This is a genomic window from Paenibacillus qinlingensis (assembly GCF_031455095.1).
Classification (GTDB): domain Bacteria; phylum Bacillota; class Bacilli; order Paenibacillales; family NBRC-103111; genus Paenibacillus_E; species Paenibacillus_E qinlingensis_A.
Map to the genome: position 1 here is coordinate 1,017,122 of NZ_JAVDSB010000001.1, position 13,710 is coordinate 1,030,831.

General features: G+C 46.1%; 12 protein-coding genes and 1 pseudogene. 11 read left to right on the forward strand and 2 right to left on the reverse strand.

Translation table 11 applies throughout. The annotated features are described in order from the left end of the window. Positions 1-173: 173 nt before the first annotated feature. From J2736_RS04555 to J2736_RS04590, 8 genes are all read left to right on the forward strand, one after another. Complete coding sequence (locus J2736_RS04555; RefSeq protein WP_310223964.1) at positions 174-1,361, forward strand: acetyl-CoA C-acyltransferase; 1,188 nt, start codon at positions 174-176, stop codon at positions 1,359-1,361. A gap of 67 nt (positions 1,362-1,428) precedes the next feature. Further along, complete coding sequence (locus J2736_RS04560; protein ID WP_310223966.1) at positions 1,429-3,201, forward strand: acyl-CoA dehydrogenase family protein; 1,773 nt, start codon at positions 1,429-1,431, stop codon at positions 3,199-3,201. Positions 3,202-3,238: 37 nt separating this feature from the next. After that, positions 3,239-4,909: a long-chain-fatty-acid--CoA ligase gene (locus J2736_RS04565; protein ID WP_310223968.1), complete on the forward strand. Its 1,671-nt coding sequence runs from the start codon at positions 3,239-3,241 to the stop codon at positions 4,907-4,909. A 52-nt stretch (positions 4,910-4,961) separates the two neighbouring features. Next, positions 4,962-5,378, forward strand: coding sequence for a PaaI family thioesterase (locus J2736_RS04570; RefSeq protein WP_310223970.1), 417 nt, complete (start codon positions 4,962-4,964; stop codon positions 5,376-5,378). 216 nt (positions 5,379-5,594) lie between these two features. Further along, positions 5,595-7,196 (forward strand): PucR family transcriptional regulator, encoded by a 1,602-nt coding sequence (locus J2736_RS04575; protein WP_310223972.1) that lies wholly within the window; start codon positions 5,595-5,597, stop codon positions 7,194-7,196. 479 nt (positions 7,197-7,675) lie between these two features. Next, a complete protein-coding gene (gene ytxJ, locus J2736_RS04580) occupies positions 7,676-8,017 on the forward strand; it encodes a bacillithiol system redox-active protein YtxJ (protein ID WP_310223974.1) in 342 nt (113 codons plus the stop codon). 187 nt (positions 8,018-8,204) lie between these two features. Further along, a complete protein-coding gene (locus J2736_RS04585) occupies positions 8,205-9,077 on the forward strand; it encodes a DMT family transporter (protein ID WP_310223976.1) in 873 nt (290 codons plus the stop codon). A gap of 66 nt (positions 9,078-9,143) precedes the next feature. Then, complete coding sequence (locus J2736_RS04590; protein WP_310223978.1) at positions 9,144-10,460, forward strand: MDR family MFS transporter; 1,317 nt, start codon at positions 9,144-9,146, stop codon at positions 10,458-10,460. Here the strand turns inward: J2736_RS04590 and J2736_RS04595 are convergent. Next, positions 10,394-11,557 (reverse strand): M20 family metallopeptidase, encoded by a 1,164-nt coding sequence (locus J2736_RS04595; RefSeq protein WP_310223980.1) that lies wholly within the window; start codon positions 11,555-11,557, stop codon positions 10,394-10,396. The two genes, J2736_RS04590 and J2736_RS04595, sit on opposite strands and share 67 nt — an antisense overlap. Before the next feature lie 131 nt (positions 11,558-11,688). Here J2736_RS04595 and J2736_RS04600 point away from each other — a divergent pair, with 131 nt between their 5' ends. Continuing rightward, positions 11,689-11,988: a hypothetical protein gene (locus tag J2736_RS04600; protein WP_310223981.1), complete on the forward strand. Its 300-nt coding sequence runs from the start codon at positions 11,689-11,691 to the stop codon at positions 11,986-11,988. A gap of 79 nt (positions 11,989-12,067) precedes the next feature. Beyond that, on the forward strand, positions 12,068-12,721 hold the full coding sequence (locus J2736_RS04605; RefSeq protein ID WP_310223983.1) for a GDSL-type esterase/lipase family protein: 654 nt from the start codon (positions 12,068-12,070) through the stop codon (positions 12,719-12,721). A gap of 9 nt (positions 12,722-12,730) precedes the next feature. Here J2736_RS04605 and J2736_RS04610 read toward each other — a convergent pair. Then, positions 12,731-12,832: pseudogene (locus J2736_RS04610) on the reverse strand (PAQR family membrane homeostasis protein TrhA); the annotation flags it as partial. Between the two features lie 26 nt (positions 12,833-12,858). On the opposite strand from J2736_RS04610, the gene J2736_RS04615 reads away from it, so the two are divergent. Then, positions 12,859-13,629 carry an SDR family NAD(P)-dependent oxidoreductase gene (locus J2736_RS04615; protein WP_310223985.1) on the forward strand — a complete coding sequence of 257 codons (771 nt, stop codon included), beginning with the start codon at positions 12,859-12,861 and terminating at the stop codon, positions 13,627-13,629. Positions 13,630-13,710 lie beyond the last annotated feature (81 nt).

Below are 13,710 nucleotides of genomic sequence, written 5' to 3' on the forward strand. Positions count from 1 at the left end.
GGAAAGGGATGAAGGTGAGGTTGGACACGGGGGCGAGAATGAGGTCGAGATTGAGGATAAGGATAACGAAAAGGATAACGAAAAGAAAAAAATGGGAATTAAATGAAATAGAAAAGAATGAGAACACAATTTGTAAAATGTGAACCCCAACTATTCCTAATGAGGTGAGTTCGATGAAGGAAGCCGTCATTGTATCTATAACACGCACCGCCGTAGGGCGCGCAAAAAAAGGTAGTTTCGCGCAAACGCGCGCGGAAGATCTTGGTAAAGCCGTACTCGAAGAAGCCGTACGGCGCGTGCCTGGTCTCGACAAAGGTGATGTCGAGGACATCATCATCGGGTGCGCGATGCCCGAAGGCGAGCAAGGGCTGAACTTCGCCCGCACGATGTCGCTGTATGCGGGCTTTCCCGTGACCGTGCCGGCCATCACGGTCAATCGCTTCTGTTCCTCCGGCTTGCAAGCCATCGCATATGCGGCGGAGCGCATTATGCTCGGCCACGCCGAGGTGGTCATCGCCGGAGGCGTGGAGAGCATGAGCCACGTCCCGATGACGGGCTTCAAGCTCTCGCCGCATCCGCGGCTGGTCGAGACCATGCCCGAGGTGTACATGGGCATGGGGCATACGGCCGAAGCCGTCGCGACGCGCTTCGGCATCTCGCGCGAAGCGCAGGATGGCTTCGCGACGCGCAGCCATCAGAAGGCAGCGGCGGCCATCGCAGCGGGCCGCTTCACAGACGAGATCGTGCCGGTGAGCACGAGCGTGAAAGGTGTGGACGAACGCGGCAAAGCCTACGTTCGCCCCTATGTTTTTGCCACGGATGAGGGCGTTCGCCCCGATACATCCGTGGAAGGTCTGAGCAAGCTGAAGCCTGCGTTCAGCTTGGGGGGCTCTGTGACGGCGGGCAACGCGTCACAGACGTCGGACGGCGCAGCGGCGGCCGTGCTGATGAGCCGAGAGCGCGCGGAAGCGCTCGGGCTGAAGCCGATGGCGACGTTCCTGTCCTTTGCGCTTTCCGGTGTGGAGCCGGAAATTATGGGCGTTGGACCTGTCAAAGCGATTCCGAAGGCGCTCCAGATGGCTGGAATTACCCAAGATCAAGTTGATCTTTTTGAGATTAATGAAGCTTTTGCTTCTCAGTGCGTGCATATTATTCGCGAACTGGGTATAGACGAAGAGAAGGTTAATGTCAACGGGGGCGCAATTGCACTGGGCCATCCACTGGGCTGTACGGGTGCAAAGCTCTCGACAAGTTTAATTTATGAACTGCAGCGCCGAGGCGGCGGGTATGGTGTCGTGTCCATGTGTATTGGCGGCGGCATGGGAGCGGCTGGTGTGTTTCAAGTTCATGCTGTGGAATAATCACGCAATCATCTTTTCTTCATAAGTGTTCCTAATCATTATCCCAAATCATAAGGAGAGTTGACTCATGACGAACAAAATCGTAGGCGGAAGCTTTGTTATATCGGATCTTGATTTTCATTCCATTGTTACTCCGGAGGATTTCACGGAAGAACATCGCATGATTGCAGAAACAACACGTGATTACGTGAATGGGGAAGTTATGCCGAATGATGAGCACTTGGAGAAGCTGGATTATGATTTAACCGTTAAACTCATGCGCAGTGCAGGTGACCTTGGATTGCTTGGGGCAGATGTGCCTGAAATTTATGGTGGCCTAGGTTTGGATAAGGTCAGCTCCACAATTATCAGTGAAAACTTAGCGCGTGCTTCTTCCTTTGCCTTATCCATAGGCGCGCATGTCGGGATCGGAACATTGCCAATCGTGTTCTTCGGAACGCCGGAGCAGAAGAAAAAGTATCTGCCTGATTTAGCCACAGGAGCGAAAATCGCCGCCTATTGCTTAACGGAGCCGACTTCTGGATCAGATGCCCTTGGTGCCAAAACGACGGCTCGACTGTCGGAAGACGGAACACATTATCTTTTAAACGGTTCGAAACTTTATATCACAAATGCCGGATTTGCTGATATTTTCATCGTCTATGCGAAGATTAATGGAACAGACTTTACCGCTTTTATCGTGGAAAAAGGTGATCCAGGCTTTACCATGGGACCTGAAGAGAAGAAGATGGGGATTAAAGGCTCATCGACACGTCCCTTATTTTTTGAAGATGTAAAGGTACCTGTAGAAAACCTGCTTGGCGAAATTGGCAAAGGTCATCTTATTGCTTTTAACATTCTGAATATCGGTCGTTACAAGTTGGCTGTTGGTTGTCTAGGTGCATCTAAGGAGACAATTGAGCTCGCATCCAAATATGCGAATACGCGCCAACAGTTCCAAACACCGATTTCGCGATTCCCTCTAATTGGTAAAAAATTGGCAGAAATGAACATTCAGACGTATATCCTAGAAAGCATGGTGTACCGGACGACAGGCTTATTTGATACGATCCTTAAGGATATTGACCATTCGAGTCCAGAGGCAGGCAAAATCTCGGCAAAGGGTATATCTGAGTATGCATTGGAATGCTCGATCAATAAGGTCTTTGCTTCGGAAGTTCTAGACTTTGTTGCCGATGAGGGGCTGCAAATTCATGGCGGTTATGGCTTCATTCAAGAGTATAAAGTGGAACGGATCTACCGTGACTCGCGGATTAATCGTATTTTCGAAGGGACGAATGAAATTAATCGCTTGCTCATTCCGGGTACCTTAGTGAAGAAAGCCATGAAAGGCGAGTTGCCTTTGTTACAAAAAGCTCAAGAGCTGCAAGGCGACTTGCTTGGCTACATGCCAGGTCAAACGTTCGAGGGGACTTTAGAAGAAGAAGCTCATCTTGTGAGCATGGCGAAGAAAGTTTTCCTTATGGTAGGCGGGCTTGCCGTACAGAAATACGGGATGGCACTTGAGAAGAATCAAGAGGTGCTTAGCAACCTAGCGGATATCATGATTCAAATTTTTGCTGCAGAAAGTGGACTGCTTCGTACCCAAAAACTCATTGACAAACAAGGCGAAAGTAAGGCGAAAAACGCCATTCAGATCACGACGGTATTTATTCATGAAGCTTTTGACAAAATTGAGGCATATGCGAAAGAAGCACTCAGTACGATGGAAGAAGGAGATGTGCTTCGGACTCAACTATCTATACTCAAGAAGCTTTCTAGACGCAGCAGTGTCAATACGGTGGGGTTGAAGCGCGACATCGCCGCACGTGTAATTCAGGGTGAGAAATTCATCGGATGAGTCTTGGGAGTCAAGAACCTGAAGGGGATGGTTTTGTATGAGGGAGACAAAGCCTTGGCTGCGTCATTATCCAGCGGAAGTGGCGCCGACTTACGAGTACCCGAAACATAATCTAGCACGTCTGTTGGTTGATTCAGCACATCAATTTCCCGAACGGCCTGCCTTGTATTTCTTGGGGAAAAAGCTATCGTATCGCGAATTGCTACATGCGTCTTATCAATTTGCTCACGTGTTATTGGATCTTGGGGTACGTCCAGGGGAACGGGTGTCGATTATGCTGCCGAATTGTCCTTCGGCTATCATTGCGTATTTCGGCACGCTAATGATGGGTGGAATTGTCGTGATGACGAATCCACTTTATGTGGAGAGAGAGCTGATTCATCAGCTCTCTGATTCGGAAGCTGTCGTCATAATCACCTTGGATCTGCTATTTGATCGCGTTCAGAAGGCGAAATCACGGACATTTTTGCGCCATGTTATCGTAACCTCGATTAAGGATTATTTACCGTTTCCTAAGAATCTGTTATATCCCATTAAAATGAAAAAGGATGGCGCCAAGCTCGATGTGACTTATGGAGACGGCGTTTATGCATTCAAGAAGTTATTGCGAGGGGCTTCGGCTGCGCCGATTTGTGTAGATGTCAACGCGGATGAAGATATTGCGTTACTTCAATACACCGGTGGAACAACGGGGCTCTCTAAGGGTGTCATGTTGACACACACCAATTTAATTTCAAATACGTATCAGACGAGTCATTGGTGTTATCAAGTTGAACCTGGCGGAGATCGTTACTTAGGTGCGATTCCGTGCTTCCATGTCTTCGGTTTGACGGTTCTTCTGAACCAAGCCATGTATCGCGCAGGCATGCTGATTCTCATTCCTAAGTTTGATATTGATATGATTCTAGATACCATTCACAAATTAAGGCCGACCATTTTCCCGGGTGCGCCTACCATGTACGTCGCGTTAATCAATCATAAACGGGTGAAGGACGTTGATATTTCTTCCATTAATGTTTGTGTAAGCGGTTCAGCGCCACTGCCCCTTGAGGTTCAAGAGCGTTTTGAAGCATTGACCGGAGGTAGATTAATTGAAGGGTACGGGCTGACAGAGGCTTCGCCTGTTACCCATGCCAATCCGATCTGGGGATTCCGTAAGATTATGTCTATCGGTGTTCCTTTTCCGGATACCATAACAAAAGTCGTGGACTCTGACTCCGGGGAGGAAATGCCGATTGGTGAGATCGGTGAAATTATTATTAAAGGCCCTCAAATTATGAAGGGGTACTGGAAACGGGAGCAAGAAACGGCCAAGACGATCAAAGATGGCTGGTTATATACCGGGGATATGGGACGAATGGATGAGGATGGTTTCTTTTCGATTGTTGACCGGAAAAAAGATTTGATTATTGCAGGTGGCTTTAATATTTACCCGCGTGATATTGAAGAAGTGCTCTACGAGCATCCAGCGATTCTGGAAGCGGCTGTCGCAGGGGTTCCTGATGAATACCGTGGGGAAACTGTGAAAGCATTTATCGTTCTTAGAGAAGGGATGACACTCTCGGAGAAAGAGCTCGATGTCTGGTGCAGAGAACGGTTGGCTGCCTATAAAGTACCTCGTAAAGTTGAATTTCGGAAGTCTTTGCCAAAAACGATGATTGGCAAGGTCCTCCGTCGGCAATTACTAGAAGAAGAAGTCAAGCAGTAAATAGCAGGGCTATCATACGTAGGGCAGCCCTTACAATGAAGGAGGGAGTCCAATGGATGATGGAAATGATCGTATCATAAGAAAATTGCAGCAGCTCGCCGCCGCAGCGGAACCCACCTTCTGGGGCTATCTGGGTTGTGAATTTGTCGGTATGGCGAATGGTATCATTACAATCGCTTTGGATGCGAAGCCGCATCATTTAAACCCCATTGGCATGGTTCATGGCGGTGTCACGTCCTCGTTGTTGGATACCGCAATGGGAATTATCGCCATGATCGCTAGGCCAGAAGAGAAAGTTGTTACTACAAACTTGAATGTGCATTTTGTGTCTCCCCTCTACGCAGGAAGGCTGCTTGTAACAGCGGAACTTGTCCATCAATCACGTAAAATGATTACAGCTCAAGGTCGCGTTGAGGACAGTGAAGGCAATTTGGGGACGATCGGGACAGGAACGTTTCGTGTGATTTAGTTGAAGCTTCAGCATAAGGAGCCTTCATTACTACGGAGATCGTGGTTGTGAGGGTTCTTTTTATTCGCTATATGTCATATAACCTTACATATAATAAATAATTTTCATGAAAATTTCATAAATTTTTATGTTATGTCATGTTTTATGACGTAAATCCATTGACGGGTACCGTTTGATCGTCCTATAATCGATTAAAAGGCATAGGGGGGAAGCACGATGCATCTTACCATTCGTGAAGCGTTGGCGATATATCCTTTAACGGAAGCAAAGTTAGTCGCCGGAAAACAAGGGGAATCCCGCATTGTTAAATCAGTCAATGTCATGGATGCACCTGATATTGCCGATTGGACAAAATCAGGTGAAATGCTGTTTACGACAGCCTTCGCAATGAAAGACAGTCCGCAAGAAACCGTGAACCTCCTGCGCAAATTAAATGACCGCGGAGCTGCGGGTCTAGGGATTAAGCTCGGGAGATTTTGGACGGAGCTGCCGCAAATCGTCATGGACGAAGCGGATCGATTACATTTTCCAATTATTGAAATGCCGTTTCAATTCACGTTCTCGGATCAGATGAATGCGCTGTTTAACGCTGAATATCGCCGGAATACTGAGTTGCTGCAAACGGTGCTCGAAAAGCAGAAGAAGCTGATGCAGTTCGGACTGAAACAAGATAACATGAACGACATGTTTCAGCTTGTCAGCGAAATTCTAGGGTATCCGATGGCAGTTATTGGAGCAAGAGGTCGGGTCTTATTTAACACAAGTTCATGGCATGCCGAGCAACTTGCTCAGGACTGGCCGAAAAAGCGGAAATCAGGCTGGGTCTATGCAGGAAAAGATAGAGCATATCGCGTTAGTTTACAACAACAAGATGATGAGCCATTAGGACAATTATTAATTATTCCTGATGTTGTTTTGCTGGCTACTGTGGAGGAAGGTTTGTTTCAACAAGCCGCAGATATTCTCTCGTTCCATATGAGCTATACGTTCCGTTCCCATGTTGAAGCTTCAGCTGAGCGGGATTTGCAAAATAACCTCATCCGCTACTTGGATAAAGGAACGTCCCTTGAGGGGTTTATGGAGCAAGCGGAAGCGAGAGGTGTATTCATTTTTACAGGTGCTTACCAATGTGTCATTGGAAAGAGTAAGAATCCATCATTGAGTCAGGATGCTGGGAGTGAGAAGCTCAAGGAAGTTAAGCAATATTTGGAGAGCCATTTGAAATCTAACAATGTGCGAGGGCATCATTTTATCCTAAAAGATCATCTGTTTTCCATCTATTCCACGACGCAAGCGGATGGATTTCCCGAGGAAGAGCTGTCACAGCTATTAGGTAAGTTTGAACGGGAAGCCGGTCATGTGTCTGAGCGAGAGGGCATGGTGTTCTATATCTCATCACTGAAAGTGAAGCCTACTGCACTTCGCGAAGCTTACTTGGAATGTGGTGAGACGGGGCGAATGGCAGAGAAACTCTGTTTGCCAGATCGCGTCCTTCATTATGAAACGATTGAATTCGCTCATCTTTTTCAGCACTTGTCTTCTCCTATGATGGAAGATTACTGTGCGAAGATTCTGCGTCCTCTCTTAGAGAAGGATCCGGAGTATTCCCAAGAAATGATTCGTACGCTTGAAGTATTTATTCGAAACGACGGTCAAGTCAGTGAGGCTGCTAAGCAATTATTCATTCATCGTAATACCGTTACGTATCGGTTGGAGAAAATTAGTGATCTACTGCAAGTTGATTTCAAAAAAGTCAATGATCTCTTGAAGTTGAAGGCGGTATTCTTATTCCGTCAATTCTTGCAAGTGAGATCTTAAGCGAACAGAACCCTAGGCGGCCAGTTGCCGCTTAGGGTTTTTCGAGTTACAGCACAAGAAAGAGGCGCCTTAGCTCCGTAACTCGAAAAATGTGTTGATAGAACGGTTCATCGGGAGAATAAATGGATTTTATGTAGTTAATTCACGCGGATTTCCGTTAAATTGTAAAATAACTGGATTTTCTGCATGTAATTTTAAGATTTATACCCGATTCGAGTAATTTCAAGGGAATTAACTACATTTTTTCCATTTAATTTAAGTTTATGCTAATATTATTTCTAAATAGATGTACAATTTCCATTTATTTCTTATTGCGCGCTAAACCAAGCACTGGAAGCCTAAACAGTGCCACGATCAGAATCGCTAGAAGTCCGGGAGGGTTGACTTGTACGTAGGACTTTAGTAAAGAGAACAAGTTGCATAAGCGAAGTGGTTATCTTATAATTTTGAGGAGAAAGTAGAGAAAGGAGATGTGAAACATGTCTGCATGGAAAGAGTTAACGACGTTATCGGAGTGGCAGGAAGTGCTTGATCGTTCTGAGGAAAAGCCCGCTGTTATTCTAAAGCACAGTACAACATGTCCAGTAAGTGCGAGTGCACTTGATGAATATGAACAATACTTATCTGGCACACACAATGAGGCTGTGGATTATTTCTTGGTGAAGGTGATTGAGTCCCGTCCTGTTTCGAATCAAATCGCAGAGGACCTCGGTATCAAGCATGCATCCCCACAAATTCTTTATTTCAAAAATAAAGAATCCATCTGGAATACATCCCATTGGTCCGTAACGAACAAGCATATGTCCGCAGTATTAGATTAATTATTTAACGTATATACAGCCCTTCGTTTTACCTACGTGATGTAGGTGGGACGGAGGGCTTTTTCATGCCTGTAATTAATTGAACATCGTTTAAAAAAGATTGGCAAGCCGAACATCCTCCTATATACTTATTTGACGACAACAAGACAGTAATTTTCAGCTAAGGAGTTCGTTACTAATGAATGCAATGAATAAAACGAAAATTCCCATCCCGATTTTTCTGGTAATCGGTATTATTGCTATATCTTTTTCCTCCATATTTGTAAAATGGTCTGACGCATCAGCAGCTGTCATCGCGATGTACAGACTTTTTATGACGAATGTCTTAATGCTGCCATTCCTATGGAATTACCGCAAAGAGTTTCAGAGAATTCAGATGAAAGATTGGGTTCGCACGGCGATCTCGGGTATTGCGCTTGGTTTGCACTTTTTATTTTGGATGGATTCGCTGCGCTACACGACGGTTGCAAGCTCAACTGCGATTTTAACACTTGAGCCGATTTTTGTGCTGGTTGGTGCCTTCTTGCTGTATGGTGTTCGGACAAGCCGTACCGCCATCATAGCCATGTGTATTGCGATTGTCGGAGCTATCTGCATCGGGTGGGGCGATTTTCAATTTTCAGGTGAAGCGCTGAAGGGCGATGTACTTTCCTTCGTTGGGACGATCGCTGTTGCCTTTCATATGTTACTTGGCAAAAGCTTGAGAGAGCGCATTTCAGCCTATGTCTATAGCTTTCTTGTATTCTTGTTCGCGGGACTAACGCTTGCGGTGACGAATATTTACTCCGGAGAAGCATTCACAGGCTATCCGATGAAGGAATGGGGAATCTTTTTCCTGCTAGCGTTCGTCTCCACGATATTCGGGCACTATGTGTTTAACTGGTTGCTGAAATATATGAAAGCTTCATCGGTATCGATGACTGTGCTTGGGGAGCCGCTGGGTGCGTCGATATTAGCCTATTTTCTATTAGGTGAAACGATTACGGCGATGCAGCTATTGGCTGGTTGTTTACTGCTTGTTGGTGTAGCCTTGTTCTTGCGAAGTAACGAGAAACCGTAAGTGTTTCTTGCGTTCTTTAATTGAACGGAGGTTAATAATGGTGTGTGAGATGGAGGCAGGTGCAGCGTGAGGTTTCGAGATTTTCATCGCAATGTACAAGTAAGAATAGGCTTATCCTTTCTATCGGGCACTGCGAATAATATGGTGCTGCCATTTATGTCGATCTATTTTTCAGGGAAATTAGGAGATACACTTGCTGGTTTGGTTGTTATTCTGGGCATTTTGGCAGGTGTCGTTGCAGGTATCATCGGCGGGTACTATTCAGATCGATTTGGCAGGAAGAAGCTGATGCTGGCGGCAGAAATAGGCTGGATGCTCTGTTTCCTGCTTATGGCAGCAGCAAATTCACCTTGGTGGGAATCACCAATCGCAACCTTTAACTTAATGATTATAGTAAGTATATGCTGGGGGATTCATGGGCCTGCTAACGAGGCTATGCTGCTGGATGCTACGCAGCCTGAGGAACGTAAATTCATGTATGCGATTATGTATTGGGTGAATAATCTATCTTTTGCAATCGCGGGGATGGCTGGCGCTTTTTTATTTAAATCCTATTTGTTTGAATTGTTTATAGCGTTGTCTGTGATTGGATTGATTACCGGTATCGTTACATATGTGTTTATTCAGGATGACTATAAGCCTCAAATAATGGCGAAAAGCAATAAAACGAAAGGGAAGCGTCCTTCCATTTGGACGAATTATCGGCAGGTGCTGCTTGATAAGACGTTTCTGATTTTCACAATTGCTTCTTTATTGTTGGTATCCGTGGAGTTTCATTTGGGTAACTATGTCGCTGTTCGTTTGGGGAAAGAGATGATCGATGCGCCGTTTCTGCCGTGGCTCACGAATGCCTGGCGTATTGATGGCTTCCAGATGCTAGGATTTATTCGTACGGAGAATACGGTACTTGTGGTTGTTCTCTCGGTGTTTATGGGTGTGTTGATGCGTCGGTTTAAGGATCGTAACGTGCTCTTTATCGGTTATGCTTGTTATATTGCCGGGTATAGCTATCTGGCTTATAGTAATCATCCTGCCTTACTCTTACTTTCGATGCTGATCGCTACCATAGGTGAATTGATGTACGTTCCGATCAAGCAAGCCTACCTCGGTAACATGGCTCCCGACCATTCACGCAGCTCCTATATGGCCTTGTATGGCATGGTATATAGAGGAGCTACGTTTCTGGGCGGTCTAGGTGTAATCCTAGGCGGGATGCTGTCTTCCTGGCTTATGGCCTCATTAATTGCCATCAGTGGTGTGATCGGTATGGGGATGTTCTATTCAATACTGTCACAGTTGGAAGAGCGGAAACAGGGTTACTTTGCTGCTGCAAATTCTTCTTTTATGGAAGCTAATAAAGCAGGATTAGACAGCACTTCATAAGCGGTGTAAGCAAGCGCCTTCGCCGTGAAGAGCATGCTGTCAAGTGCAGGCTCAGTCATAGCGAGATCACGGAATTCCTTTGTATGGAGCAAATGTCGTTCACCCACGACCTTGACGAAAGGATGAATGGTAGGGCATTGTGTGGAGACATTGCCAAGATCCAAGGACCCGTGGTCTTTGCCGATTTCAATTTCTTTCGGGTTGATACCAAGCTCGAACAACTGGTCTGTGAAAACATTGGATAAGATTTCATTTGTGCGCAGCTCATCGTACGAGTACTCGTAGAAGGATGTTTTCAGCGTGCAGCCGGTTTGAAGGGCAGCGCCTTCTGCACAGTGAAGGACCTTCTGAACGAGCTCATTCGTATACGTGCGTGTAGCCGACCGGACGTAAAATCTAGCAACCGCGTAGTCCGGAATGATGTTCGGCGCTTTGCCGCCTTCACTGATGATGCCATGAATGCGCGCATCTGATTTGAGCTGTTGGCGCAGCGCATTAATACTGTTGAATAGCTGCAGGACAGCATCAAGCGCATTAATGCCTTCGTAGGGTTGTGCCGCGGCGTGTGCAGAACGGCCGAAGAATTCATATTGGATGGCATCCATGGCCAGCGATTCGCCTGATTTTTCATACGTATAATAAGGATGGGCCATGAGTGCGATGTCGACATCGCGGAAAAGCCCAGCTGCCGCCATAGGAACTTTGGCGCCTTTGGTTTCCTCAGCAGGCGTACCGTAGACACGGATGCTGCCGCCAGTTTCTGCTAAAGCCGCTTTGAGGCCGATTGCAGCCCCGATGCTCATCATGCAGATGAGATGATGACCGCAAGCATGACCGAGCTCGGGGAGCGCATCGTACTCAGCCATGAAGGCAATGATGGGACCAGGTTTGCCTGAGTCGTAAGTTGCGATGAATGCGGTAGGAATATCTAAAACACCACGATCAATCGTAAAGCCGTGGTTGGTGAGTTCCTCCGTTAAACGTGCGAATGCAAGGAATTCTTCATGCCCAAGTTCTGGGTTTGCCCCAATGAAGCGGGAAATATCTTTGAATCTTGCGGCATTGTTTTCTATTGTTTGAGCGATTAATGATTTCATGAGAAGTTGGCTCCTTTGTTGAATGGTTCTTCACTCCATTGTAGTATATAGAAGCGAGAACTACCAAATGCAATCTCAGCAGGGCAAGAAACACGATCATAAATCTGGATGAAAAAATGGAGGGATCGACAATGATGAAATATGGAGCAGAGCATGAAGAGCACCAATTTAGCTTATGCTTTCTTGAAACGGAGAGCCGGGGGCAGTGGCAGGATGTGTACCTTGGCATTCAATTGGCAGAAGGTGAAGATTTTCCTGAAGGGTTGATAGATCCATCAATCCTTGTCATTTGTAATACCGATGGAGACATTGTACAGATTGTCCTTCATGATGAAGGCTGCGATAGTGAATTCCAATTCACTTTTTCAGAGAAAGCGCAAATCGAAAATTACGTTAATCAGCATGTAAGCGTAAAAAAAAACGACGAATGAACCCCTGTAGGTATCCCTTCCAAAACTGGGCGGTGCCGCATATAGTAATATACGTCACGCTTTAGGGGAGAGGATAGCGATGGAAAAAAGAATTCAATACTTGGCGTTTGGTGATTCTTTAACCGTTGGTTATGGTGCTGAAGAAGGTCATGGCTTCGTTTCGGTGTATCGACAAAGGTTGGAATGTCTGCTGAATGTACCTGTTACCTTGCGTCATGCTGGCACGAATGGTGCCACGACAGCGCAGTTGCTTGAGACTATCGAGTCTGATCAACAGCTTCAGAAGGATATTCAAGAAGCGACTCTCATTACAATTACAGCTGGCGGTAACGATCTCATTCAAGCGGCTATTCCCTTCTTTTATAACGGCGATAACTCAGTGCTCAAAACGGCATTACAAACGTATGAGTCCAACTACCGTAAACTTATCTCACAAATTGAAAAGCTGCGGCAAGGTATAAAAACTCCTTACCTACTGGCCTTAATTGGTTTATATAATCCCTTACCGCAAATACCGGATGCTGCCTATTGGGTGCAGCGGTTTAATCTATTTCTGCGCAAATTAGAACAGCCGCATATCCAAGTCGTGCAGGTTTATGATGCTTTTGTCGGTCAAGCGGCGCTTTTTCTAGCTGAGGATGCCATCCATCCCAATGAATTAGGCTATGAGAAAGTGGCAAACCAATTAGAGGTCGCTGTCACCTTGCAGCAGCTGCAGCAGTTGTTTATCTAAATGAAACGATCACACATACCCGAAAATGGAAATGAAATGACAGGCGCGGCCAGCCAGCACGAATAAGTGCCATATGGCATGGTGATAGGGAATGCGCCTCCATACATAGAATCTTATATAGATTGGACGATGAATCGATGTATTTACCTTCATTTCAACTGAATAATAAAGTCGCCCTAGTGACCGGAGCCGGCAGAGGTATTGGAAGAGCGCTGGCGATTGGTTTAGCAGAGGCTGGGGCGGATGTCGCTATTTTTGCAAGAACGGCTGCGGATGTAGACCACGTAGCTGAAGAAATTCGCGCATTAGGCAGACAAGCTTATCCATACACCGTAGACGTTACGAATCGGGAGCAAATTGAAGAGGCTGTTGCCGCTATTATTGCTCAGACGGATCGTATTGATATTCTGATTAATAATGCTGGCATGAACATCCGGAGTCAAGCTTTGGCAGTAACGGACGAAGAATGGGATACGATCATGCAGACGAACTTAAAATCGGCATTTCTGTGCTCACAGATTGTAGGTCGTCATATGCAGCAACGCGAATACGGGCGAATCATCAATATTGCGTCAGTTGCGGGTCAGGTGGCATTGCGTACAGGTGTCGTATACGCTGCAACCAAAGCGGCGATGATCCAGATGACCAAAGTGCTTGCACTGGAGTGGGGCCAATATGGCATCTTGGTGAATGGGATCGGGCCTTGGTATTTCAAAACGCCACTGACAGAGAAAATTTTGAATCAGCCGGATTATTTAGCACAAATTATCGCTCGCACACCGCTGCGCCGTGTTGGTGAATTAGAGGAGCTAGTCGGACCTGCGGTATTCTTGGCCTCTGATGCAGCTAATTATGTCACAGGACAGACACTTTTTGTGGATGGTGGTATGACAATTTACGGGTTTTAGCGAATTATGTCTAAATTTGTAGAAATAGGGTTGTATAATGGCGAAACCTATCACTATTTATGGCGTACTAGTAGATAAGCC

Excerpts from the sequence above, each read along its gene's own strand:
- J2736_RS04555 (WP_310223964.1), top strand. The coding sequence starts at position 174 with ATGAAGGAAGCCGTCATTGTATCTATAACACGCACCGCCGTAGGGCGC.
- J2736_RS04560 (WP_310223966.1), top strand. The coding sequence starts at position 1,429 with ATGACGAACAAAATCGTAGGCGGAAGCTTTGTTATATCGGATCTTGAT.
- J2736_RS04565 (WP_310223968.1), top strand. The coding sequence starts at position 3,239 with ATGAGGGAGACAAAGCCTTGGCTGCGTCATTATCCAGCGGAAGTGGCG.
- J2736_RS04570 (WP_310223970.1), top strand. The coding sequence starts at position 4,962 with ATGGATGATGGAAATGATCGTATCATAAGAAAATTGCAGCAGCTCGCC.
- J2736_RS04575 (WP_310223972.1), top strand. The coding sequence starts at position 5,595 with ATGCATCTTACCATTCGTGAAGCGTTGGCGATATATCCTTTAACGGAA.
- ytxJ (WP_310223974.1), top strand. The coding sequence starts at position 7,676 with ATGTCTGCATGGAAAGAGTTAACGACGTTATCGGAGTGGCAGGAAGTG.
- J2736_RS04585 (WP_310223976.1), top strand. The coding sequence starts at position 8,205 with ATGAATAAAACGAAAATTCCCATCCCGATTTTTCTGGTAATCGGTATT.
- J2736_RS04595 (WP_310223980.1), bottom strand. The coding sequence starts at position 11,557 with ATGAAATCATTAATCGCTCAAACAATAGAAAACAATGCCGCAAGATTC.
- J2736_RS04600 (WP_310223981.1), top strand. The coding sequence starts at position 11,689 with ATGATGAAATATGGAGCAGAGCATGAAGAGCACCAATTTAGCTTATGC.
- J2736_RS04605 (WP_310223983.1), top strand. The coding sequence starts at position 12,068 with ATGGAAAAAAGAATTCAATACTTGGCGTTTGGTGATTCTTTAACCGTT.
- J2736_RS04615 (WP_310223985.1), top strand. The coding sequence starts at position 12,859 with ATGTATTTACCTTCATTTCAACTGAATAATAAAGTCGCCCTAGTGACC.